Origin of the sequence: Sphingomonas sp. NFX23, assembly GCF_049887795.1 — a bacterium.
In the GTDB taxonomy this organism is placed as follows: Bacteria; Pseudomonadota; Alphaproteobacteria; order Sphingomonadales; family Sphingomonadaceae; genus Sphingomonas.
Genome location: NZ_JAGEKH010000005.1, coordinates 290,059 through 312,118, shown reverse-complemented (window position 1 = coordinate 312,118; position 22,060 = coordinate 290,059). Strand labels below are relative to the sequence as shown.

General features: G+C 66.4%; 23 protein-coding genes. 16 read left to right on the top strand and 7 right to left on the bottom strand.

What is annotated here, in order from left to right:
- Positions 1-46: 46 nt before the first annotated feature.
- Positions 47-1,579 (bottom strand): apolipoprotein N-acyltransferase, encoded by a 1,533-nt coding sequence (lnt, locus tag J4O76_RS15115; protein WP_426282667.1) that lies wholly within the window; start codon positions 1,577-1,579, stop codon positions 47-49.
- A gap of 227 nt (positions 1,580-1,806) precedes the next feature.
- Between lnt and J4O76_RS15110 the strand changes: the two genes are divergently transcribed.
- Both J4O76_RS15110 and J4O76_RS15105 read left to right on the top strand, forming a co-directional pair.
- On the top strand, positions 1,807-2,226 hold the full coding sequence (locus J4O76_RS15110) for a VOC family protein (RefSeq protein ID WP_426282665.1): 420 nt from the start codon (positions 1,807-1,809) through the stop codon (positions 2,224-2,226).
- Between the two features lie 9 nt (positions 2,227-2,235).
- A complete protein-coding gene (locus tag J4O76_RS15105; protein WP_136189183.1) occupies positions 2,236-2,538 on the top strand; it encodes a polyhydroxyalkanoic acid system family protein in 303 nt (100 codons plus the stop codon).
- Positions 2,539-2,540: 2 nt separating this feature from the next.
- Here J4O76_RS15105 and J4O76_RS15100 read toward each other — a convergent pair whose 3' ends face one another.
- The 4 genes from J4O76_RS15100 to pyk form a co-directional block, all read right to left on the bottom strand.
- On the bottom strand, positions 2,541-3,059 hold the full coding sequence (locus J4O76_RS15100) for a biliverdin-producing heme oxygenase (RefSeq protein ID WP_426282663.1): 519 nt from the start codon (positions 3,057-3,059) through the stop codon (positions 2,541-2,543).
- The gene (locus J4O76_RS15095; RefSeq protein ID WP_426282661.1) at positions 3,056-3,244 is read right to left on the bottom strand and encodes a YbdD/YjiX family protein; all 189 of its coding nucleotides are present in this window, start codon (positions 3,242-3,244) and stop codon (positions 3,056-3,058) included. Before J4O76_RS15095 ends, J4O76_RS15100 begins: the two co-directional genes overlap by 4 nt.
- The gene (locus tag J4O76_RS15090; protein ID WP_426282659.1) at positions 3,241-5,295 is read right to left on the bottom strand and encodes a carbon starvation CstA family protein; all 2,055 of its coding nucleotides are present in this window, start codon (positions 5,293-5,295) and stop codon (positions 3,241-3,243) included. The genes J4O76_RS15095 and J4O76_RS15090 overlap by 4 nt, the downstream gene beginning before the upstream one ends.
- Before the next feature lie 646 nt (positions 5,296-5,941).
- Positions 5,942-7,405, bottom strand: coding sequence for a pyruvate kinase (pyk, locus tag J4O76_RS15085; protein ID WP_426282658.1), 1,464 nt, complete (start codon positions 7,403-7,405; stop codon positions 5,942-5,944).
- 92 nt (positions 7,406-7,497) lie between these two features.
- Between pyk and J4O76_RS15080 the strand changes: the two genes are divergently transcribed.
- From J4O76_RS15080 to J4O76_RS15060, 5 genes are all read left to right on the top strand, one after another.
- The gene (locus J4O76_RS15080) at positions 7,498-7,800 is read left to right on the top strand and encodes a DUF1244 domain-containing protein (RefSeq protein ID WP_056061291.1); all 303 of its coding nucleotides are present in this window, start codon (positions 7,498-7,500) and stop codon (positions 7,798-7,800) included.
- Positions 7,801-8,014: 214 nt separating this feature from the next.
- Positions 8,015-8,257, top strand: a complete 243-nt coding sequence (locus J4O76_RS15075) for a DUF2312 domain-containing protein (protein WP_197942503.1) — start codon at positions 8,015-8,017, stop codon at positions 8,255-8,257.
- Between the two features lie 86 nt (positions 8,258-8,343).
- Complete coding sequence (locus J4O76_RS15070; protein WP_426282656.1) at positions 8,344-8,772, top strand: hypothetical protein; 429 nt, start codon at positions 8,344-8,346, stop codon at positions 8,770-8,772.
- Positions 8,769-9,068, top strand: coding sequence for a DUF1294 domain-containing protein (locus J4O76_RS15065; RefSeq protein ID WP_426282654.1), 300 nt, complete (start codon positions 8,769-8,771; stop codon positions 9,066-9,068). Before J4O76_RS15070 ends, J4O76_RS15065 begins: the two co-directional genes overlap by 4 nt.
- A gap of 79 nt (positions 9,069-9,147) precedes the next feature.
- Positions 9,148-9,591 (top strand): nuclear transport factor 2 family protein, encoded by a 444-nt coding sequence (locus J4O76_RS15060; protein WP_426282652.1) that lies wholly within the window; start codon positions 9,148-9,150, stop codon positions 9,589-9,591.
- 4 nt (positions 9,592-9,595) lie between these two features.
- Here J4O76_RS15060 and J4O76_RS15055 read toward each other — a convergent pair whose 3' ends face one another.
- The gene (locus J4O76_RS15055) at positions 9,596-11,059 is read right to left on the bottom strand and encodes an ATP-binding protein (RefSeq protein ID WP_056061281.1); all 1,464 of its coding nucleotides are present in this window, start codon (positions 11,057-11,059) and stop codon (positions 9,596-9,598) included.
- A 110-nt stretch (positions 11,060-11,169) separates the two neighbouring features.
- Between J4O76_RS15055 and J4O76_RS15050 the strand changes: the two genes are divergently transcribed.
- The 5 genes from J4O76_RS15050 (at position 11,170) to ruvA (ending at position 15,139) form a co-directional block, all read left to right on the top strand.
- A complete protein-coding gene (locus J4O76_RS15050; RefSeq protein WP_426282650.1) occupies positions 11,170-11,739 on the top strand; it encodes a DUF1003 domain-containing protein in 570 nt (189 codons plus the stop codon).
- A gap of 29 nt (positions 11,740-11,768) precedes the next feature.
- The gene (locus J4O76_RS15045; RefSeq protein ID WP_056477859.1) at positions 11,769-12,512 is read left to right on the top strand and encodes a YebC/PmpR family DNA-binding transcriptional regulator; all 744 of its coding nucleotides are present in this window, start codon (positions 11,769-11,771) and stop codon (positions 12,510-12,512) included.
- Positions 12,513-12,710: 198 nt separating this feature from the next.
- Positions 12,711-13,217: a crossover junction endodeoxyribonuclease RuvC gene (gene ruvC, locus J4O76_RS15040; protein ID WP_056484899.1), complete on the top strand. Its 507-nt coding sequence runs from the start codon at positions 12,711-12,713 to the stop codon at positions 13,215-13,217.
- A gap of 250 nt (positions 13,218-13,467) precedes the next feature.
- Positions 13,468-14,457, top strand: coding sequence for a hypothetical protein (locus J4O76_RS15035; protein WP_426282646.1), 990 nt, complete (start codon positions 13,468-13,470; stop codon positions 14,455-14,457).
- A gap of 82 nt (positions 14,458-14,539) precedes the next feature.
- Positions 14,540-15,139 (top strand): Holliday junction branch migration protein RuvA, encoded by a 600-nt coding sequence (gene ruvA / locus J4O76_RS15030; RefSeq protein ID WP_136189194.1) that lies wholly within the window; start codon positions 14,540-14,542, stop codon positions 15,137-15,139.
- A gap of 172 nt (positions 15,140-15,311) precedes the next feature.
- Here the strand turns inward: ruvA and J4O76_RS15025 are convergent, their stop codons facing one another.
- Positions 15,312-16,220: a 2-hydroxyacid dehydrogenase gene (locus tag J4O76_RS15025; RefSeq protein WP_426282644.1), complete on the bottom strand. Its 909-nt coding sequence runs from the start codon at positions 16,218-16,220 to the stop codon at positions 15,312-15,314.
- Between the two features lie 53 nt (positions 16,221-16,273).
- On the opposite strand from J4O76_RS15025, the gene ruvB reads away from it, so the two are divergent.
- From ruvB to J4O76_RS15005, 4 genes are all read left to right on the top strand, one after another.
- The gene (ruvB, locus tag J4O76_RS15020) at positions 16,274-17,299 is read left to right on the top strand and encodes a Holliday junction branch migration DNA helicase RuvB (protein WP_056061260.1); all 1,026 of its coding nucleotides are present in this window, start codon (positions 16,274-16,276) and stop codon (positions 17,297-17,299) included.
- A gap of 230 nt (positions 17,300-17,529) precedes the next feature.
- A complete protein-coding gene (ptsP, locus tag J4O76_RS15015) occupies positions 17,530-19,803 on the top strand; it encodes a phosphoenolpyruvate--protein phosphotransferase (RefSeq protein ID WP_426282642.1) in 2,274 nt (757 codons plus the stop codon).
- A 108-nt stretch (positions 19,804-19,911) separates the two neighbouring features.
- Positions 19,912-20,886 (top strand): helix-turn-helix domain-containing protein, encoded by a 975-nt coding sequence (locus J4O76_RS15010; RefSeq protein WP_426282640.1) that lies wholly within the window; start codon positions 19,912-19,914, stop codon positions 20,884-20,886.
- A 108-nt stretch (positions 20,887-20,994) separates the two neighbouring features.
- Positions 20,995-21,918: a tetratricopeptide repeat protein gene (locus tag J4O76_RS15005; protein ID WP_426282639.1), complete on the top strand. Its 924-nt coding sequence runs from the start codon at positions 20,995-20,997 to the stop codon at positions 21,916-21,918.
- Positions 21,919-22,060 lie beyond the last annotated feature (142 nt).

Sequence of the window (22,060 nt, the reverse complement as noted above, 5' to 3'; positions counted from 1 at the left end):
GCCATGCTCTGGAGCGAGCGTCATATAAGGAAAGCTTTATATGACCCTAGCGCTGGCGACGGCGCAGGGCAACCGCAGTGACGAGCATGAGTATGGCGACGATCGCCGCCATCGCGTTGCCGACGCGCGAGAACAGCGTGGGAGGCAGCGCGGACGGCATTGGCTGCTCGATCGCACCGGCGGTCTCGTGCGGGACGGTCGCGACGAGGCGACCATCGGCAGCGATGATCGCGGAAATACCGGTCGGCGTGGCGCGAAGGATCGGCAGCCCTTCCTCGATCGCGCGCATCCGGGCCTGGGCGAGATGCTGCGGCGGACCCCATTTGCCGAACCACGCGTCGTTCGAGGGATTGAAAAGGATGCGCGGACGATGCGCGCGATCCACGACCTCGCCCGAGAAGATGATCTCGTAGCAGATCTGCATCCCGATCGAACCGAAGCCCGGCAGCGTCAGGTTCGCAGGGCCCTTGCCCGAGGTGAAGTCGATGTCGCCGGGGACGAGCCGCGCAAGCCCGAGCGGCTTCAGCAGCCACGGCATCGGCAGATATTCGCCATACGGCACGAGGTGCGCCTTGTCGTAGCGGCCGCGCAACCGCGCTTGTGCGTCGAGCGCGAATACCGAGTTCGCCGCGCCCGAGATCTGATCCTTGGCGTTGAACTCGAGCGCAGTGCCGCCGATCAGCAGGATGTCCTCTGGGCCCAGCAACCGCGCCATGCGGCGGCGGAGGTAGAGCGGGCTCGACCAACCATAGGCGTAGAACGGGTAGCCATCCTCGACGTAGTCCCGGACTACGCCCTCGGGCCAGACGACGAGGCGCGGGGTGGTGCCACCTTGGCCACTAAGCTTTTCGAGTGCGGAGAGCACGCGCTCGCCGTCGGTCTCGCTGCGGTCTTCCTGGCCGATATCGGGCTGGACCACGCGGACCAGAGGCGTGCCGGGGGCGGGGGGCGGCGCATTCGTCCAGAGCGCGGACAGTGCGGCGAGGCCGAGCGCTGGAAGGGCGACGGCTGGCAGTGTCCAGCGCCGTACCGCGAGCATCAGCAACGCGCCCGCGGCAAGGATCGTCACTCCCGACAGGGCGTAGGTCCCGATCCATGCGGACAGCCGCGCGACGCCGATCGCGGGGAGCCAGACGACACTCAGCGGATCCCAGGCATAGCCGGTGAACAGCGTCGCGCGGAGCCACTCGGTCGCGATCCAAACCGCGGCGAAGACGAACACGAACGTCGCGTCGGGGGTGCCGGGCCGTCGTGCGATCCGCCATGCCAAGCCTCCTGCAAGCATCGGGAACACTGCCAGATACAGCGCGAGACCGACTGCCGCGAAGTACCCGAGCACCGGCGGCATCGCATCCTGAAAGTCGAACGCGTGCTGGAACCAGTTGTTGTTCACGGTGAAATGCCCGACCCCGAACACCCACCCGCGCCACAGTGCGCTGCGCAGGGTCTCTGCGTCGTGGACAATCTTCATCCACACCGCGAACGCGATCAGCGTTAGCGGCCAGAGATCGAGCGGAGCGAACCCGGTCGCGGCAAGCGCACCGAGAACGAGGCAGGCGAGGGCGGGGTAACGGTTCACGCTCGCGCTATGGCGTGGCGGAAGGGGCCGGGCAATGTCTTAGCCTTCGCCGGGGTGGTGCAGTGTATGAACGGCGCCCACGACAAACCTTGTTCTCCCGCGAAGGCGGGAGCCCAGTCTGGGCTCCCGCCTTCGCGGGAGAACAAGGAAGGGCTGTCCCACGTACCGCAGGCAAAGCTCATAAACCCAAGGGTGACGAACCGGATCGCCCGATCTATCTTCCCCAAATGACCCTACGCCCCTTTCACCTAGCCTTCCCGGTCCACGACCTCGCCGCCGCACGCACCTTCTACGGCGCCACCCTCGGCTGTCGTGAAGGCCGCTCCAGCGACCACTGGATCGACTTCGACCTGTTCGGCCACCAGATCGTCGCGCACCTCGACCCCTCAGCGAAACCCGTCGCGGTCGAGAACGCAGTCGATGGCCACGCCGTCCCGGTCCCGCATTTTGGTGTAGTGCTGACGATGGACGACTGGACCGCGCTGTCCGAACGCGTCACCGCAGCCGGTGTCCAGTTCGGCATCGCGCCGTACATCCGCTTCAAGGGCGAGCCTGGCGAGCAGGCGACGATGTTCTTTCTCGATCCCAGCGGCAACGCACTCGAGTTCAAGGCGTTCGCCAACGACGACATGATTTTCGCGACTTAAGGAATAGACATGGGCACCCCCATCACCGTCGACGTCCCCCATCAGCTCGGCAAGACCGCGGTCCGCGCGCGGCTCGACGGCGGGATCGGCAAGATCAGCGACAAGATCCCCGGCGGGTCGGTGACCGAGCAGCGCTGGGAGGGCGATACGCTGCACTTCACCGTCCAGGCGATGGGCCAGACGATCGCGAGCGCGGTCACCGTGTTCGAGACCAACGTCCACGCGGTCGTCGACCTGCCCGGCATCCTCGGCCTGTTCGCAGGCAAGGTGCAGGACATGATCCGCAAGGAAGCCCCAAAGCTCCTGCGCTGACCTCAGGCAGGCGCGCGTCGATACAGGTCGAACGCCGCCTTTGCGCCGACGATGGCCTGCTCGATCCAGGCTTCGTCGGCAGGCTCGTCATCAATCGCGGCGAGCAAGGCGCGCCATTCGCCGGACAGATGCTTCGCCCCGAGATAGGCCGAGGGCATCCCTTCGGGCACCGACCGCGACAACATGATGCCGCCGAGCCGCGACCCCTCGACAACATACATCGCGCCCCAAGCGGCGGCCGTGCTCGCAGGGACGTCGAACGTCATCGGCGCGGGCATATCCTCACCCAGCGCGGCAAGATCCTCGGCCAGCGCTGCCCTCCGCGACCGAACCGCCGCCAGCCCCGGAATCGCGGCCAGCCAAGCCTCGACCGCCGGCAACGCCTTGGCATGCGCGATCAGGAACGCACGATAGTCGGCCGCGTCGGTCAGGTCATAGCGCCCGAACCCTGCATCGACCGCATCGTGATCGCTCGCGGTTGCCGCGCGCAGGCGGGCGACCGTGGTATTCGCCTTGGTCAACAGCAGCGTCCCCCACCCTTGCTGCCATAGCGCGCCTCTTGCCGATCGCGGAAGAACGCGCGTTCGTCCATCGGTGCGTGGTCCGGATGCCGCTCGGCCATGTGCTGGCAATAGGCCGCGTAGGACGGCACGCCAACCATCAGCAGCGCGGTCTCACGAACCTTGGCGTAGAGTGTCCGGATCATTCTGCGGCCACCAACTGCGGCGGGACTTCGGTCACCGTCGGCCGGTCGATCTTCAGCGCCGTCAGACACGTGCGGATGCCGAAGAACACGATCGACAGCACCACCGCTAGGAACAGCGCGCACAGCCCGGCGTCGATCCGGTCGTTGAACACGATCCGCTGCATCTCCGCCATCGTCTTGGCGGGCGCAAGCAGTTCGCCCCGCGCCGCCGCGTCCGAAAACTTGGAGGCATGCGCGAGGAAGCCGACCTTCGGATCGCTCGCGAACAGCTTCATCAGCCCGGCGGTGATCGTGCACAGGCACAGCCATGCGGCGGGCAGGATCGTCACCCACGCGTACCGTTGGCGCTTCATCCGGAACAGCACGACCGTCGCCAGCACCAGCGCGACCGCCGCGAGCATCTGGTTCGAGATACCGAACAGCGGCCACAGCGTGTTCACGCCGCCCAACGGGTCGGTAACGCCCTGGTACAGGAAGAAGCCCCACGCGATCACGCAGAGCGCGGTCGCGATCAGCCCGGGCACGATCGCCGAGGCATTACGGAACGACGGCACCGCGAGCCCGATCAGGTCCTGCAGCATGAACCGCCCGGCACGCGTCCCCGCATCGACCGCCGTCAGGATGAACAGCGCCTCGAACAGGATCGCGAAGTGATACCAGAACGCCTTCATCGCCTGCCCGCCGACGAGGTGGCTGAAGATCTCCGACATCGCCACCGCCAGCGTCGGTGCGCCGCCGGTGCGTGAGACGATCGTGGTCTCGCCGACGTCCTTCGCGGTCTGCGCGAGCAGCTCGGGCGTGATCGGGAAGCCCATCGCCGTCACCGCGGTCGCCGCGGAGGCGAAGTCGGTACCGACCACCGCCGCCGGGCTGTTCATCGCGAAATACACGCCCGGATCGAGGATCGACGCGCCGACCAACGCCATGATCGCAACGAAACTCTCCATCAGCATCGCGCCATAGCCGATGAACTGCGCGTCGCCTTCGCTGGCGATCAGCTTCGGCGTGGTGCCGCTGGCGATCAGCGCGTGGAAGCCCGACACCGCGCCGCATGCGATCGTGATGAACAGGAACGGGAACAGCCCGCCCGACCAGACCGGGCCGCTACCGTCGATGAACGGGGTTAGCGCCGGCATCCGCAGCGGCGGGGCGACGACGGCGATGCCGATCGCCAGCGCGACGATCGCGCCGATCTTGAGGAAGGTCGACAGGTAATCGCGCGGCGCGAGCAGCAGCCACACCGGCAGGACCGACGCGACCGCGCCGTATCCCACCATCAGCACGCAGAGCTGCACCGGCGTCAGCGTGAACAGCGGCGCGAGCGTCGGCGAGGCGGCGACGGTGCCGCCATAGACGATCGCGGCAAGCAGCCCGATGACGCCCAGCACGGAGACTTCGCCAACCTTCCCGGGGCGGATCCAGCGCGTATAGATGCCCATCAGGAACGCCAGCGGGATCGTCGCGGCGACGGTGAACAGCCCCCACGGGCTCCCGGCGAGCGCACGCACCACGATCAGCGCGAGCACGGCGAGGATGATGACCATGATCGCGAACGCACCGATCAGCGCGATCACGCCGGGAACCGCACCCATCTCCATGCGGATAAGCTCGCCGAGCGACCGCCCGTCACGCCGCATCGAGATGAACAGGATCATGAAGTCCTGCACCGCACCCGCGAGGACGACGCCGGCGAGGATCCATAGCGTGCCGGGAAGATAGCCCATCTGCGCAGCGAGCACCGGCCCGACCAGCGGTCCGGCACCGGCGATCGCGGCGAAGTGGTGGCCGAACAGGACGTTGCGGTCGGTCGCGACGTAATCGAGGCCGTCGGCGCGGCGAAGCGCCGGGGTAGGCCGCGACGGATCGAGCTGCATTACATGCCGCGCGATGTAGCGCGCGTAGAAGCGGTACGCGATCAGCTGGACGGACACGGCGGCAGTGACGATCCACAGCGCGTTGACATGCTCGCCACGCTCGAACGCGACGACCGCGAGCGCGCAGGCCGCGAGCAGGGCCAGTGCGCCCCAACCGATCTTCTCGCGTAAAGTCATAGCGTTCGCCCTCCCGTGCGGTCCGTTCTGCGCGGCATCGCGTATTCGGGGGGCGAGCGCTAGCCTAGATCGAGCTGCGCACCGCCGGTGATGCTTCACCCCGGCGAAGGCCGGGGCCCAGTTGGAAAGGTCGGAGTAACGGAGCGGAGAGCGTCGTCATCACTGTCCCCCAACTGGGCCCCGGCCTTCGCCGGGGTGGAGCCGATGGTTGGTGATAAGTAATACGGTTCTGGCAAACTCGTCGGAATAGCGAGCTGATTAAAGTGCCGCGAGACCATGAGGCACCTTACTTAAAGCCCGACATACACCTCTCTTCCGTCACCCCGGCGGACGCCGGGGCCCACCGTTCCGCATACTTCACGGGGCGGCGAGCATGCGGAGCGGGCCCGGCATGACGGGGCAGGGGTGGCGTTCGTTGGTGCTCCGGCCTGAATGCAGTGCCGACACGAGGCGGACGCGACCTAAACCAAGGCAGTTCCCCCGCGGACGCGGGTGCACAGCTAAATACCGTAGCGCTTTGGTACCCTGGACCCCCGCGTTCGCGGGGGAACGGTTGGGGCGGGGCCCACTTTACCCATCACAGGACTGCATCTGCGTGGCAGTGATCGACAATCCGCGCGCACCGCCAGTTCAGGTCGCCAAAAACTCAAACCTGCGAATGATGCCCCTTCAGCTCATCGCCCACGATCCGAACCACATGCAGCACGTTCGTCGACCCAGGCGTCCGGAACGGCACGCCCGCCAGCACGATCACGCGATCCCCCGCCTTGGCCATCCCATGCCGCAACGCCATCCGCTTCGACTTCGCGACCATGTCCTCGAACGACTCGACGTCGCGCGTATGCACCGCATGCGTCCCCCACAGCAGCCCGAGCCGCCGCGCGGTCTCCTGGCTCGGCGTCAGCACCAGCAGCGGCACCGACGGCCGCTCGCGCGCGATGCGGCGCGCGGTCGAGCCCGACGTCGTGAAGCAGATGATCGCCACCGCCGACACCGTCGCGGCGATGGTCTTTGCTGCCTCGGCGAGCGCGTCCGCGGTCGTCGGATCGGGCTTCATCACGGTGAAGTGCATCCGGTCGCCGTGCTCGGGATCGGCCTCGACCGACACGCCGATCGCATCCATCATCGCGACCGATTCGACCGGCCACGCGCCCGCCGCGCTCTCCGCCGACAGCATGATCGCATCCGCGCCGTCATACACCGCGGTCGCGACGTCGGACACTTCCGCGCGCGTCGGCGAAGGCGACGTGATCATCGATTCGAGCATCTGCGTTGCGACCACCACCGGGCGGCCCATCCGGCGCGAAACCTCAACGATGCGCTTCTGCAAGGGCGGTACCTGCTGCGGCGGTAGCTCGACGCCAAGATCGCCGCGCGCGACCATCACGCCGTCGCACGCCTCGACGATCTCCTCGAGCCGCTCGATCGCCGCCGGCTTCTCGATCTTCGCCATCAGCGCCGCTTTGCCGCCGATCAGTTTGCGCGCTTCCCAAAGATCTTCCGGGCGCTGGACGAACGACAGCGCGATCCAGTCGACGCCCTGGTCGACCGCGAAGTCGAGATCGCTGCGATCCTTCTCGGTCAGTGCCGCCATCGGCAGCACGACGTCGGGGACGTTCAGACCCTTGCTGTTCGACAACGCGCCGCCGACCTCGACCCGCGTCGTGATCTCGCGCGGGCTGTGCGACACGACGCGCAGCACGAGCTTGCCGTCGTCGAGCAACAGGCGGGCGCCCGGCTCGATCGCTGCGAAGATCTCGTCGTGCGGCAGTTCGACGCGGGTCGCATTGCCTGGCGTCGGATCGCGGTCGAGCACGAAAGTCGAACCGGTCTCGAGCACCGTACGGCCGCCGTCGAACTTGCCGACACGCAGCTTCGGACCCTGGAGATCGGCAAGGATGGTCGACGGACGACCATATTCCTGCTCCAGCGCGCGAATCGCCTGGATCACGGCGATCTTCGACTGCTGGTCGCCGTGACTCATGTTAATGCGGAATGCGTCCGCGCCGGTACGGAAGAGGGTAGCGATCATCTCGGGGGTGCTGCTGGCAGGGCCGAGCGTCGCTAGAATGCGGACTTTGCGCGAACGGGGTGCGATGGCCTTGGTCATGCGGTGCGTCTTCCTCGGCGTTTCCTGGGGGAGGTCTTTGCCGCGACGGGCCTTAAACCCTATCTCCGCGGGATCAACCACGGAGCATAGTAATGAACCCCGATCGCCTCGATACTTTGGACGATGCCGTAGCGGCACAGGCCTTTCGCCGCCTGATCCGTCATCTCCGCCACCGCGAGGACGCGCAGAACGTCGACCTGATGGGGCTCGCCGGTTTTTGCCGCAACTGCCTGTCCGACTGGGTCGAGGAAGCGGGCGGTCTGTCAAAGGATGCCGCACGCGAGACGGTCTACGGGATGCCGTACGCAGAGTGGAAGGCGCATCACCAAGGCGACGCGACGCCCGAGCAGCTCGAACGGATGAAGGCGAGCGTCGCGAAGAACGCGGTGGTCTGAGAACGGCTGCAATTGATTCGCGACGATCCCCCGCAGGGTCGCTTGAGCCGAACACGGTAAACGCCTAGACGCTGGCCCGCACCCAATTCGGCATGATTCAGGACGTCTCCGGACGGCGATCACCGGTGCGGGCTTGTATCTTGATTGGCTTTTGACCGGCGCGTGGGCGCTGGCGAGTGGGGAATTTTCGATGTCTGACGAACGGCAACACGGCATGGGCGGCGGCGCGGTCGCAGCGGACGAACTGCGCCTGCTGATCGAGCGCGCCGAGCGTCTCGAAGAAGAGAAGAAGGGTATCTCGGACGACATCAAGGACGTGATGGCCGAAGCCAAGGGCCGCGGTTACGATCCGAAGGCGATCCGTAAGATCCTGTCGATCCGGAAGAAGAAGAAGGAAGAGTATCAGGAGGAGGAGGCGATCCTCGAGGTGTATCTCCAGGCGCTGGGGATGATCTGAGTTTCGCCAGGGCGGTGAGACGGCCAAACGCGTCGGTTTTGACGCGTTTAACAGAACTGTCATCGGTTGCGGATTAGTATCCGACTATGAACATCCGTTTTCTCGCCGCCCTCGTGCTGGCCACTATGGCCGCCCCCGCCCAGTCGGATGAGGGGGCGGCCAACGCCAGCTTCTGCCAGCGGATCGCGACCGAGCTCGGTATGAAGACGGCGAAACCGTCTGACGGCCACGCCGCATGGGAGCTGAAGACGCTCGGCGGCCTTGGTACCGCGCTGTTCGGTGGATCGAGCTATGTTTCGATGGGACTCGGTCCGGCTGAAGACTCGGTCATCACTAACGCACGCCAATATGTCGATGCGTGTGCCAGCATCGCCAACGGGATGGTATGCACTGTTACCGGGCCGGCGGAATTCCAGATTGGTGTGAAAGACCACATGGTCAAGATGCGCGCGAATCCGGGCGAGCGTGCAGAGGTCCGCATGGTTAAAATGCGGATCCGTTGCGAGGACCGTTGACCGCGCCGAATAGTGCGCTTGCTGTCGTCATGGGCGTCCTCTTGCTGGTGCTGGTCAACGTCATCACGGTCGCCGCGTTCGCGCTCGACAAGCGGCGATCATCGACTGGCGCCTGGCGCATTCCTGAATCCCGCTTGCTCTGGCTCGCCGCACTTGGCGGCGGCCCGGGCGCGTTCTGGGCGCGCAATCGCTACCGGCACAAGACACGGAAGCAACCATTCGTCGGTCGGCTCCAGCTCATCGCGATGGTACAAGTTGGCGTCGTCGCAGGTCTCGCCATCGCGTTCGCATTCTAGGTTCGGCAACCGGCAGCGTCATTGCTGCACCCGAAGCTTAGGTGTATTGCCGTTATGCAACATTGCATCGGGGGCAAGCATGCGGGTATTTTTGGGGATAGCGGCGGCGGCGTTGGTTAGTGCTCCCGTCGCGGCGCAATCGGTTGAGGTCGATACCCAAAAACTCGGTCAGCGGGCCGAGGCGTTCGTCCGGGTCCGCAACCAGTTCGATCAGGCGGCGATGATCGCGATGATGGCACCCGAATACCAGGAGGTGTCTCCGGTCGGCGAGGTCGATTCCCGCGAACGCTTGATCGGGTTCTACGCAGCCGACAAGAAATCGGCGGCACCGCCGATGACGATCACCGAAACCGTCGCGCGGCCCGCTGGCACGATCGGTGTCGTCACGATGCGGATCGCCTACACCATGCCCGGCAAAGACGGCCAGATGCAGACGCGCGCGCTGCGGGCCGGCTTCGTCGCGCGACGGATCAAGGGCGACTGGCAGTTCGTGTCGTTGCAGTTCACCCCGATCCGCGGATGACGATCTACGCCGCCTCCGCCGGCAGCGTCGTCCAGCCCAGCCCTGGGATCGTGATCGAGCGCTTGCCGGCGAGATCGGTGCGGCACACGATCAGTTCGCGGCTCTCTATATAGCCGATCAGACGCTTCACACGGCCAAGCGAACTCGTACCATACGTCGCTGCGATGCGCGCGTCAGACGGGCAGGGCTCGCCTTCACGTGCCGCGCGGGCCACCAAAAGGAACGCGCCGAGCATGTCGTCGGGGAGGCCGCTCGCCACGTCGAGTGCCGCCGTCCACGCCTCGTCCGTCATGTCGAAAATACCGGCGCGGGCGCAGCTCAGCCGCCGCACGAAACCGGGTAAATCGAGCGGCGGCTTGGCGAGGCCGCCCATCCGGCAGCGCACCTGGAAATCCTGGAACAGCACCGACGGCGGCCGCAGCGTCGACTCAGGATCCTCGACGATCGCGCGGAACACGTCCGCGTAGACCGCCTCGACCTCGTCGTCGGTCTTCTCGGGCGGAGGCGGTGCGGCGGTGCGCGGCTCGGGCGGGCGGGCGATGCCGTCGAGCAGTTCCTCAGCCGGCACGCGACGCGGGCGCGAATCGAACATCAGGCCGAGTTCGGGCGCGTCGACCACGGGCTCGGACAACAGGTCCTGCAGGTCCATCGGCGCGGCGCTGGGGAGGGGGGTGAGCTTGGGGCTGCCACTGCGTGCGGAGGTCGCGACGTCGCCAATCTTCACCGTGATCGGTCGGCGCGACACTGCCGGTCCGAGCGCCATGAACGTGCCGCGCTGGAGATCGCGAATCGCTTCGGCTTGGCGCCGCTCCATCCCGAGCAGATCGGCCGCGCGGGCCATGTCGATGTCGAGGAAGGTGCGGCCCATCAGGAAGTTCGACGCTTCCGCCGCGACGTTCTTCGCAAGCTTCGCCAGACGCTGCGTCGCGATCACCCCGGCGAGGCCGCGCTTACGCCCGCGGCACATCAGGTTGGTCATTGCCGCCAGCGATGCGCGGCGGACTTCCTCCGACACTTCGCCGCCGGTCACCGGCGCGAACATCTGCGCCTCGTCGACCACAACCAGCACCGGATACCAATGCTCGCGCGGCGCATCGAACAGCGCTGAGAGGAACGACGCGGCACAGCGCATTTGCCCCTCGACCTCGAGCCCTTCGAGGCTCAGCACAGCCGACGTCCGATGTTCGCGCAACCGCGTCGCGATCCGCGCAATCTCACGTTCGCTATAGTCGCCGGCTTCGATCACGACATGACCATGCGGCCCCGCGAGCGTTACGAAGTCGCCCTCCGGATCGATCACGATCTGCTGGACATGCCCCGCCGATCGCTCGAGCAGTCGGCGCAGCAGATGCGATTTTCCCGATCCCGAATTGCCCTGCACCAACAGGCGGGTGGCGAGTAGTTCCTCCAGGTCGACGCCGACGGCAGTACCATTGCCGTCGGTGCCCATATTCACGCTAACCGTCATGCCGCGCGTTTGGCAGGTGCGGGCGTGTGGGAGCAAGGAGTCTTTGCGGCTTGCGTCGCAAGCGGGGCTTTGCGCTGGAATAATCCGCAATCCGGGCTAGGGCGCGACTCATGGCCACGAAACAATCCCTGCTCGCCGACCTTTCGCAGCGACTGCTCGGCAAGGCGCCGAGCGATCTCGATGACGAGGAGCGCCGCGTCCTCGCCGGCATCCAGGCTGGCACCACGGTCAGCCGCGACGCTGCCGACGTCTCGGACGAGCGATCGACGTTCGGCGAGCGGCTGTCGGACCGTGTCGCGGCGATCGGCGGGTCGTGGGGGTTCATCATCGCGTTCAGCGCGGTGCTGATCGGCTGGATGCTGCTGAATTCGGACATCCTCGCGCATTTCGGGCGCGCGTTCGATCCGTATCCCTACATCTTCCTCAACCTGTTGCTCTCGACCGTGGCCGCGATCCAGGCGCCGGTGATCATGATGAGCCAGAACCGGCAATCCGCAAAGGATCGCTTGGCCGCGAGCCTCGACTACGAGACCAACCTGCGCGCCGAGCTCGACATCCTGCGCGTGCATCACAAGATCGATCATCTGGTGCTGGCCCGGCTCGACGCGATCGAAGCGAAGATCGACGCCCTTGCGGGCTTGGAAACCGACGGTCTGGCGAAATCCGCGCCTGACGCCTAAGAGCGGGGCCATCAGCTAAAGAGGCACCGATGGCAGGCCATTCCAAATACAAGAATATCATGTACCGCAAGGGCGCGCAGGACAAGAAGCGCTCGTCGGCGTTCAGCAAGCTCAGCCGGGAAATCACGGTCGCGGCCAAGATGGGCCTGCCCGACGTCGACATGAACCCGCGCCTGCGCGCGGCGGTGAACGCGGCCAAGGCGGCGTCGCTGCCGAAGGAAAACATCCAGCGCTCGATCGACAAGGCTAGCCGCGGCGATGCCGAGAATTACGAAGAGATCCGCTACGAGGGCTTCGGCCCCGGCGGCGTGTCGCTGATCATCGAGGCGCTGACCGACAACCGCAACCGTACCGCGACCAACGTGCGCGTCGCGGTCGGCAAGAACGGCGGCAATCTGGGCGCGGGCGGTTCGGTCAGCCACGCGTTCGATCGCGTCGGGCTGATCTCGTATCCGGCGAGCGCGGGCGATGCCGACACGGTGTTCGAAGCGGCACTCGAGGCTGGTGCCGAGGACGTCACGTCGAGCGAGGACGGGCATGAAGTCTGGACCGCGCAAGGCGACCTGCACGAGGTGGCGAAGGCTCTGGAAGCGAAGCTCGGCGAGGCCGAAGGCGCCAAGCTCGCCTGGCGCCCGCAGGTGATGGTCGCGGTCGGTGCGGACGATGCGGCGACACTGTTCAAGCTGATCGATGCGCTCGACGACGACGACGACGTGCAGACGGTGTGGGGCAATTACGAGATCTCCGACGAGATCATGGAGTCGCTCGGTTGAGATGAAGAAGGTTGGTTCACGCGGAGACGCGGAGATGCGGAGAGCTGTGCTTAGTGCCTACGTACTCCGCGTCAGCGGCCTCATTTCTGTCGGCCAGCCCGGAGAACTGAAAGTCCCGCTAGCGCGAGACGATCGCCAGGAACGCGCCCCCTCCGCGTCTCCGCGTCTCCGCGCGAACCAACCTTCTTCTACCTACTCATGATCATCCTCGGCCTAGACCCCGGCCTCGGCACCACAGGCTGGGGCGTCATCCGCGCCGACGGCAATCGCCTGAGCCATATCGCCAACGGCCAGATCAAGACCGACCCGTCGATGGCGCTCCCCCGCCGCCTCACCGCACTGTATAACGCGCTGATCGACGTCATCCGTACCGAACGCCCAGACGGCGCCGCGGTCGAGGAAGTGCTCGGCAACACCAACGCGCAGTCGACGTTGAAGCTCGGGCAAGCGCGCGGCGTCGTGCTGCTCGCCGCGGCGGGCGCAGGGCTGCATATCGGCGAATACCACCCCTCGACCGTCAAAAAAGGCGTGGTCGGCACCGGCGGCGCGGACAAGAAGCAGATTCAGGCGATGATGGCCGTGTTGTTGCCAGGCGCCAAGCTCGCCGGCCCCGACGCCGCCGACGCGCTGGCCGTCGCGATCACGCATGCGCATCACGTTGCCAGCGCCGCCGCCCTGGCACGACGCAGCGGCGTAGGCGCCTGACCTCTCCGGCGATCCGACTAACGCGAGGTAACGCCGTTTCTCCGGCGTAGCATCCGAAGACGCGCACCACGGCTAGCCGCGTCACAAATCTCAACCCTAGCCAATATCCGCTCGGACAAAACTTGGTTCATTTTGAATGAGATCGGCGCCTGAGCGCTATAATTACACCTCAATCAAGTTTTGATAGCCAAGCCTGCATTGCTGTGGCAGCGCCGCCCGTGATTTTTTAATTTAGATTAAAGGCGGCGCGATGCTTGTCGAACACGTACGAGGTGGAACGAACAGCAACAATGTTCCGGCCTCGGCGTTCGCGATGCCCGCGGGCATGACGATGCGGTACGACCTGCCCGATCCGGCGCTGTCCGAGTATTTGACGGGGTACGCGATCTACGCCTCGAACGACCGCGCGCCGATGCTCAACTGGTATCTGCCGGCACCGGCGATGATCTCCGTGCTGGTCGACGCCGGGCCGCTGACCGTGTCGGTCGGCAACCACCGCTTCGGCCCGCTCGATCGTGCAAGCTTCTACGGTCCGACCAGCCGTGCCTTCCGGACCGAGACGCGTGGCGGGATCGCCGTCGGCATCGGCCTCAGCGCGCTCGGCTGGTCGCGGCTCACCGCGCGGTCGGCGGGCGAATTCCACAACCGCGTCGTGCCGCTCGGTTCGGCGCTGGGATCGGACCTTTCCGCGCGGCTGGTCGAAGGGCTCGACGCGCTCGACGACGACACGATGATCAAGCCGCTGCTCGATGCGGTGTTCGCTGCGTTTTTCACTCGCCCGCATCCGCGCGAAGACCTGATCCGCGCGTTCACCGCGTTGACGGTCACCGACGGTGTGATCGAGATGAAGGACGTCGCGGACCGCCTCGACATCCCGACGCATGAACTGCGCCGCATGGCGACGCGCCATTTCGGCATGCCGCCAAAGCTGTTGCTGAGGCGCGCACGGTTCCTGCGCTCGTTCATCAGCCTGATCCGGACGGACGGCATGGCGGACTATTCGAAGATCGACAGCAGCTATTTCGACGCCTCGCATTTCCTCCGCGATGCCGGCACGTTCCTCAGTACGACCCCGCGCCGCTTCATCGCGTCCGACACCGTATTCCTGCGCGCCAGCCTGCGTGCCCGCGCGATGGTGATCGGCGCGCCGACCCAAGCGCTGCACGAAACCGCGAAGGCCGCTGCGCCCGTCCAGAACCGTCCGACGGGCGAGCAGGGTCGTCCGCAACCAAACGCCTGACCGGCCTGCGCGTCGATCGAGCCGGAAAGCCCGTATTTTGACGGGATGACGCCGCGCCGTCGATGTTCTACCGCGTGGCCCAATGATCGTGCATCTCAAAGGACGGCTGGACTCGACCGGCATCGACCATGCCGTGATCGACGTCGGCGGCGTCGGCTATCTGGTCGGCGCCTCGGCGCGCACGCTGTCGGCGCTCGGCCCGATCGGCGAGGCCTGCACGGTGTTCACCGAACTGCTGGTAGGCGAGGATTTCCAGCGGCTTGTCGGGTTTTCCAGCGCAGACGAGCGCGATTGGTTCCGGTTGCTGACGGGCGTGCAGGGGGTCGGCGCCCGCGTTGCGCTCGCGATCCTGTCGGCGCTGGAGCCGGTCGACCTGTCACGCGCGATCGCCAGCGGCGACAAGGCGATGGTCGCGCGCGCCAACGGCGTCGGGCCGAAGCTCGCCCAGCGTATCGTGATGGAATTGAAGGACAAGGTCGGCGGCATCGCGCTCGGGCTCGGGCCGGCGGTGGTCAACGCCGCGCCGGGCGCATCGGCGGATGCGGTGTCGGCGTTGCTCAACCTTGGGTTCCGCCCGAACGAGGCAAGCGTCGCGGTGGCGGCGGCGGACGAGGAGCTGGGGCCGGGGGCTTCGCTCGATGCGCTGGTGCGGCTGGCGTTGCGCAAGGCGTCTAAGACTTAGAGTCGGCGCAAATTGCAGGTCGCGTATCTAACGATCCTCCCCCGCAAGGGGGAGGTGGCTGGCGCTTGCCAGACGGAGGGGGAGGCACGCGACACGTTTGTTGCGTGCCTCCCCCTCCGTCACCTGCGGTGCCACCTCCCCCTGGCGGGGGAGGATTGCTATCCAGCTCGGTTCAAAGCGGGGTGAGCAGCGCTTTCCCGCCGAAATGCGCATCAAGGTTCGCAATCACCAACGCCGCCATCGCCGCCCGCCCATCGACCGTCGCGCTTCCCTGATGCGGTGACAGGACTACTTGGTTCATCGCCTTGAGCGCGTCGGGAACCGCAGGTTCGTCGGCGAACACATCGAGCCCCGCCCCAGCGATCGTCCCGTTCTGAAGCGCCGCCACCAAAGCCGGTTCGTCTACCAGACTACCCCGAGCGATGTTGACGAGGATACCGTCCTTGCCAAGCGCCGCGAGAACCCCCGCATCCACGATATGCGACGTCGCCTCGCCACCAGGCGCGGCAATGATCAGCACGTCGCACGCCGCCGCCAGCGAGGCGATGTCGGCCTGGAATACGCCGGCGAAATCCGGCTTGGCGGAGCGTGCGGTATAATGAAGTGCGCTCGCAAACGGCGCAGCGCGCTCGGCGATCGCCTTGCCGATCCGTCCCAGCCCGAAGATCCCGATCCGCCGCCCGCTAGCCCGGCGCGCGAGATCGACCTGCCACCCGCCGTCCCGCACCGCACGATCGTTCGCAACGATCCGCCGCTGCACCGCCAGCATCAGCCCGATCGCCAGGTCCGCGACGTCGTCGGTCAGCACGTCGGGCGTCGTCGTCACCGCGATGCCGCGCGCCTTGGTAGCGGCGAGGTCGATTCCGTCATAGCCGACCCCGTGGATCGCGATGATCTCCAGTGCCGGAAAACGGTCGAGCAACGCCGCATCGACCACGCTGCTCCCGCCACCCACGATCGCGCGCGTCGTCGCCGGCGGATCCTCGCGGTACAACGTGAAGCGCTCGGCAAGCGTCGCCTCCAACGCGGGCGAGACTCCGCCCAGCAGATACAAATCGGGGTGCGAGGTGTCGTTGGTCATCCCACACCCATAGCCGCCTTGCCCCCTTCACCGCGAGCGCGCTATCGCAGGGTGTGACCGATACAGACCGCATCCTGACTGCCGCCAAGCGTCCCGAAGACGTCGACGCCGCGCTGCGCCCGAAGACGCTCGATGAATTCGTCGGGCAGAAGGCCGCGCGCGAGAACCTGCGCATCTTCATCCAGGCGGCGAAGTCGCGTGGCGATGCGCTCGACCACGTGCTGTTCTTCGGGCCGCCGGGGCTCGGTAAAACGACGCTCGCGCAGATCGTCGCGCGCGAGATGGGGGTGGGGTTCCGCGCCACCTCCGGCCCGGTGATCGCCAAGTCGGGCGATCTCGCCGCGCTGCTGACCAATCTCGAGGATGGCGACGTGCTGTTCATCGACGAGATCCACCGGTTGCAGCCCGCGGTCGAGGAGGTGCTCTACCCGGCGATGGAGGACCGTGCGCTCGACCTGATGATCGGCGAGGGACCATCCGCTCGGTCGGTGCGGATCGACCTGCCGCGGTTCACGCTGATCGGCGCGACCACGCGACAGGGCTTGCTGACGACGCCGCTGCGCGATCGCTTCGGAATTCCGGTGCGGCTGCAATTCTACACGGTCGAGGAACTGGAGCGCGTGGTTACGCGCGCAGCGGGGTTGCTCGGGCTAGGCATCGCCAAGGACGGCGCGATGGAGATCGCGCGCCGGGCCCGCGGTACGCCGCGCATCGCCGGGCGGTTGCTGCGAAGAGTGCGCGATTTCGCCAACGTCGCAGGGCACGAAACGGTCGATGCACGCGCGGCGGATGCGGCGCTCAACCGGCTGGAGGTCGATTCGCTTGGGCTCGACGCGATGGACCGCCGCTACCTGATGATGATCGCCGACATCTACCGCGGCGGCCCGGTCGGCGTGGAGACGTTGGCGGCGGGCCTCAGCGAACCGCGCGACACGATCGAGGAAGTGATCGAGCCGTATCTGATCCAGCTCGGCCTGATCGCGCGAACGGCACGCGGCCGGTTCCTGAATGCCGGCGGCTGGAAACACCTGGGTCTGAACCCACCAGCCGGCAGCCAGGACGGCTTGTTCGACGCGTAACGGGTTGCGTACGCGCTACCGTGTTTCCCCGCGAAGGCGGGGACCCAGACTGGGCTCCCGCCTTCGCGGGAGAACAAGAAGGAGAGGGCAACCGTAGCCGATGAGATTTACGCGCCGCGATCCGCACCAATCCCTTTTGTAAGAATCCACACCTTCAGATCGATCGAACTTCACCCCAACACTGCTTTTGTTGCGTGGCACCCAAGCGTTTCATCTGATAGCCAACGCGAATGCCCCTTTCGGCCGCCGCCTCCGCCCGCGAAATCCTCACCAGCCTTCACGACGTGATGGCGTCGCGCACGTCCGCGCAAGCCAAGCTCAACGCCGTCGTCGGCATCATCGCCACCGCGATCGACAGCGAAGTCTGCTCGATCTACCTGTTGCGCGAAGGCGTGCTCGAACTGTTCGCAACCCGCGGGCTCGATCAGGCCGCCGTCCACGTCACCAAGCTCGCGCTCGGCGAAGGTCTCGTCGGCACGATCGCCGAGGACGTCGAGGTGCTCAACCTCGACGAAGCCGCCAGCCACCCCGATTTCGCCTACAAGCCCGAGACCGGCGAGGACCGCTTCCACAGTTTCGCCGGCGTCCCGATCATCCGCCGCGAACGCTCCGTGGGCGTCCTGGCCGTCCAGCACACCGACCGTCGCAGATATGCTGACGTCGAGATCGAGGCGTTGCAGACGGTGGCGATGGTGCTTTCCGAACTGATCGCCAATGCCGGGCTGATCGACACGACCGGCGGCGGCGCGGATCGGCCGCAGTCGACCGCGGCAATGCGCATCCCCGGCCAAAAGCTGGTCGACGGCATGGGCGCGGGGTTCGCGGTCTACCACCAGCCGCGTATCCATATCGAGCACACCGTCGCCGAGGACACCGATGCCGAGCGCCACCGCGTCTATGCGGCGTTCGACAAGATGCGCGAAGGCATCGACCGGATGACCCGCGAGGCCGAATTCGGTGTCGGCGGCGAGCATGTCGAGGTGCTCCAGACCTACAAGATGTTCGCGTACGACGAGGGTTGGGCGCGGCGCATCAACGAGGCGATCGACTCCGGCCTCACCGCAGAGGCAGCGATCGAGCGCGTCCAGCAACGTACCCGCCAGCGCATGCGCCAGATCGACGATCCGCTGCTCGCCGACCGGATGCACGATCTCGAGGATCTGTCGAACCGGCTGCTCCGCATCGTCTCGGGCCAGATGGGCACCGCCGCGCAGATGGGCCTTCGCCAGGACACGATCCTCATCGCGCGCAATCTAGGCCCTGCCGAACTGCTCGAATACGACAAGCGCCGGCTGAAGGGCGTGATCCTCGAAGAGGGCTCGCTCACCGCACACGTCACGATCGTCGCGCGCGCGATGGGCGTGCCCGTGCTCGGCCGCGTTCGCGACATCCGCCGGTTGGTCGCAGAGGGCGACATGCTGTTGCTCGACAGCGCCGAGAGCAACGTCGTCGCGCGGCCCTCCGCGGCGATGGAGGAGGCGTTCGAGGCGCGGCTGGCAATGCGCCAGAAGCGCAAGGCGGCGTTCGCGGCGCTGCGCGACGTCCCGCCGATCACCAAGGACGGCCACCGCTTGACGTTGATGGTCAACGCAGGCCTCCGCGACGACGTGGCCGCACTCGACGTGACCGGCGCGGACGGCATCGGCCTGTTCCGCACCGAATTCCAGTTCCTCGTCTCCGCGACCTTGCCGCAGCGCGAGCGCCAGCAGCGCCTCTACCGCGAAGTGCTCGACGCGGCCGGCGATCGCCCGGTGATCTTCCGCACCGTCGATATTGGCGGCGACAAGGCGCTGCCGTATCTCAACAAGGAGGATTCCGACGAGGAGAATCCGGCGATGGGCTGGCGCGCACTGCGCCTCGGCCTGGAGCGCGACGGGTTGATGAAGGTGCAGGCACGCGCGCTTCTCGAAGCCGCCGCCGGCCGCACGCTCAACGTGATGTTCCCGATGGTCAGCGAGCCGTGGGAGTTCGACGAGGCGCGTGCGCTGTTCGAGGCGCAGCGGACCTGGCTCGAAGGGCGCGGTCGGAAGATGCCGCTGGCGATCCGCTACGGCGCGATGCTCGAGGTGCCGGCGCTCGCCGAGATGCTCGACATATTGCTGCCGAAGATCGAGTTCCTGTCGATCGGCACCAATGACCTCACGCAGTTCCTGTTCGCCGCCGATCGCGCCAACCCCAAGCTCGCCGAGCGCTACGACTGGCTCAGCCCGTCGATCCTGCGCTTCATCGCGCGGCTGGTCGCACCGGTTCGCGCGGCGTCGGTCGATCTGGCGGTCTGCGGCGAGATGGGGGGGCGTCCGCTGGAGGCGATGGCGCTGATCGGGCTCGGCATTGAGAGGTTGTCGATCACCCCCGCCGCCGTCGGCCCGATCAAGGCGATGACGCGCTCGCTAGATCGCGCCGCGCTCACCGCATACATGGCAGGACTGCTGGCCAACCCGCCGCGCGATATGCGCGGTGCGCTGACCACTTGGGCAACCGAGAACGGCGTCGAAATCGTCTGATCGGCGGAAAGCTGCGGTTAAGACGTTCGGTGCGTTGACACGGCTAAGGGCCTCTGAAAGACGGGTGCCATGGCGGGCAACGCTACGCGCCCGCGCTCGGAGATAAGAATGGACGAGGTCGAAACCGGCCAGAACGCAGCACCCGCTCAACCAGAGCGTGCTGGCGACATTCTCCGCAAGGCGCGCGAGGCGCAGGGCCTGACCGTCGCGGATATCGCGACGCGTACCCGTGTGCCGTTGCGTCATCTCGAAGCGATCGAGGCGTCCGATTATTCCACGCTGCCGTCCTCGACCTACGCAGTCGGTTTCAGCCGCGCCTATGCGCGCGCAATGGGCATCGACGAGGTGCAGATCGCCAACATCGTCCGTAGCGACGTTGCGAAGCTGGGCAGCAAGAAGCCCGAATACGAACCGTACGAGATGACCGATCCGTCGCGCGTGCCCTCGCGTGGCCTCGCGATCGTCGCGCTGGGCATCGCGATCGCGGTGTTGGTGCTGGTCGGGCTGTGGTACGGCACCGACATGTTCCGCGGTTCGAACAACGCCTCGATCACGACGCCGATCGCCGAGACCGCGCCGAACCCCGCCGCCCAGACCGCGCAACCGGTCCCTGCGCCGGCCACGCCCGCCAATGGGCAGGTCACGCTGACTGCCTCGGACGAGGTGTGGATGCGAGTCTACGATGCCGACAACAAGACGCTGTACCTGGGCACGATGAAGCCCGGCGAGAAGTTCGACGTGCCGAAGGATGCCAAGGATCCGAAGATCAACATCGGTCGTGCAGACAAGCTTGCGGTTACGCTCAACGGCGCCGCGGCTCCTGCGCTCGGCACCGGCGAACGCGCGATCAAGGACGTGTCCGTGGGTGCGCCGGCTATCGCCGCGCGGATCGCCGGCACGCCCGAGCCTCAGGCCACGCCGACCGCGACCGAAGCGACGCCGACGCCGACGCGGTCGCCGGAGCGGTCGCGCACCGCCAACCGTCCCCGCACGCCGCGTCGTCCGTTGAGCGAAACGCAGCGCGCCAATCTGGACGCAGCCGCCAATCCACCACCCGCCGCTACGGCAACGCCCAATCCGTGATGGCGGCGGACCGCCAAGGTCTAAGGCGCCAGGGTCTTAAGGCTGGCGACAGGATGGGTAGTGCAGCTATACCCGGACGATTAACCAATCCACCGGGGGGTGTGGCCCATGCGTAAGTCAATTCTTGTCGGCGTCTGCCTCGCGGCGCTGTTGCCCGCTGCCGTACAGGCACAAAATGTCGAGGGCCGCGTCGGCAAGCTCGAAAGCGAAATGCGCGCGGTCCAGCGGAAGGTCTTCCCCGGTGGCGCGGGCCAGATGCTCCAGCCCGAAGTCCGCGCACCACAGAGCGAGCAGGGCCCCGGACCTGGCTCGCCCGCGACCAGCGCGCTCGCCGACGTGAACCAGCGCGTCACCTCGCTCGAACAGCAGATGACCTCGCTCACCGAGCAGATCGAGCAGAACCAGAACCGCACCCGCCAGCTGCAGGACGCGTTCGACAATTACCGCCGTTCGAACGATGCGCGGCTGAAGACGCTTGAGACCGGCCCTGCACCGATCGCGACGGGGGCGGGGGCTGGTGGTCCGATCGAATCCGATGACCAGTCAGGTGGTCCATCACGCCCGACCACACGCCCCGAAGCCGCTAGCAAGCCCGGCGCTGCCACACCGACCAAGGTCTCGGTCGAAAAGCCATCGACCGGCGATCCGGCGGAGGACGAGTATATGTACGGCTACCGCCTCTGGGCGGCCAAGCAATATCCGCAGGCCGAGGCGCAACTGAAGAAGGTCGTCGCCGAATACCCGAAGAGCAAGCGCGCCAGCTATGCGCAGAACCTGCTCGGCCGGTCGTATCTCGACGAAGGCAAGCCGAGCCTCGCGTCGATGGCGTTCTACGACAATTACAAGAAGATGCCCGAAGGCGAGCGCGCGCCGGACAGCCTGCTGTATCTCGGCCAGGCGCTGACCAAGCTCAACAAGCCGGCGGATGCGTGCAAGGTGTATGACGAACTGAACGACGTCTACGGCGCCAAGATGGCGTCGGCGATGAAGGGGCAGGTTGCCGCCGGGCGCAGCGCGGCGAAGTGCAAGTAAGCAGGTCCTCGATGAATAGCAGTCCCTCTGAAATCCTCCCCTGCAAGGGGAGGTGGCAGCCCATCGGGCTGACGGAGGGGTATCGCGCCATCGAGAGCGGATCACCCCTCCGTCTGGCAAGCGCCAGACACCTCCCCTTGCA

What these genes read in the sequence shown, in the direction of transcription:
- J4O76_RS15110 (WP_426282665.1), top strand. Translation starts at nt 1,807, where the DNA reads ATGACCCTACGCCCCTTTCACCTAGCCTTCCCGGTCCACGACCTCGCC.
- J4O76_RS15105 (WP_136189183.1), top strand. Translation starts at nt 2,236, where the DNA reads ATGGGCACCCCCATCACCGTCGACGTCCCCCATCAGCTCGGCAAGACC.
- J4O76_RS15095 (WP_426282661.1), bottom strand. Translation starts at nt 3,244, where the DNA reads ATGATCCGGACACTCTACGCCAAGGTTCGTGAGACCGCGCTGCTGATG.
- J4O76_RS15090 (WP_426282659.1), bottom strand. Translation starts at nt 5,295, where the DNA reads ATGACTTTACGCGAGAAGATCGGTTGGGGCGCACTGGCCCTGCTCGCG.
- pyk (WP_426282658.1), bottom strand. Translation starts at nt 7,405, where the DNA reads ATGACCAAGGCCATCGCACCCCGTTCGCGCAAAGTCCGCATTCTAGCG.
- J4O76_RS15080 (WP_056061291.1), top strand. Translation starts at nt 7,498, where the DNA reads ATGAACCCCGATCGCCTCGATACTTTGGACGATGCCGTAGCGGCACAG.
- J4O76_RS15075 (WP_197942503.1), top strand. Translation starts at nt 8,015, where the DNA reads ATGGGCGGCGGCGCGGTCGCAGCGGACGAACTGCGCCTGCTGATCGAG.
- J4O76_RS15070 (WP_426282656.1), top strand. Translation starts at nt 8,344, where the DNA reads ATGAACATCCGTTTTCTCGCCGCCCTCGTGCTGGCCACTATGGCCGCC.
- J4O76_RS15060 (WP_426282652.1), top strand. Translation starts at nt 9,148, where the DNA reads ATGCGGGTATTTTTGGGGATAGCGGCGGCGGCGTTGGTTAGTGCTCCC.
- J4O76_RS15055 (WP_056061281.1), bottom strand. Translation starts at nt 11,059, where the DNA reads ATGACGGTTAGCGTGAATATGGGCACCGACGGCAATGGTACTGCCGTC.
- J4O76_RS15050 (WP_426282650.1), top strand. Translation starts at nt 11,170, where the DNA reads ATGGCCACGAAACAATCCCTGCTCGCCGACCTTTCGCAGCGACTGCTC.
- J4O76_RS15045 (WP_056477859.1), top strand. Translation starts at nt 11,769, where the DNA reads ATGGCAGGCCATTCCAAATACAAGAATATCATGTACCGCAAGGGCGCG.
- ruvC (WP_056484899.1), top strand. Translation starts at nt 12,711, where the DNA reads ATGATCATCCTCGGCCTAGACCCCGGCCTCGGCACCACAGGCTGGGGC.
- J4O76_RS15035 (WP_426282646.1), top strand. Translation starts at nt 13,468, where the DNA reads ATGCTTGTCGAACACGTACGAGGTGGAACGAACAGCAACAATGTTCCG.
- ruvA (WP_136189194.1), top strand. Translation starts at nt 14,540, where the DNA reads ATGATCGTGCATCTCAAAGGACGGCTGGACTCGACCGGCATCGACCAT.
- J4O76_RS15025 (WP_426282644.1), bottom strand. Translation starts at nt 16,220, where the DNA reads ATGACCAACGACACCTCGCACCCCGATTTGTATCTGCTGGGCGGAGTC.
- ptsP (WP_426282642.1), top strand. Translation starts at nt 17,530, where the DNA reads ATGCCCCTTTCGGCCGCCGCCTCCGCCCGCGAAATCCTCACCAGCCTT.
- J4O76_RS15010 (WP_426282640.1), top strand. Translation starts at nt 19,912, where the DNA reads ATGGACGAGGTCGAAACCGGCCAGAACGCAGCACCCGCTCAACCAGAG.
- J4O76_RS15005 (WP_426282639.1), top strand. Translation starts at nt 20,995, where the DNA reads ATGCGTAAGTCAATTCTTGTCGGCGTCTGCCTCGCGGCGCTGTTGCCC.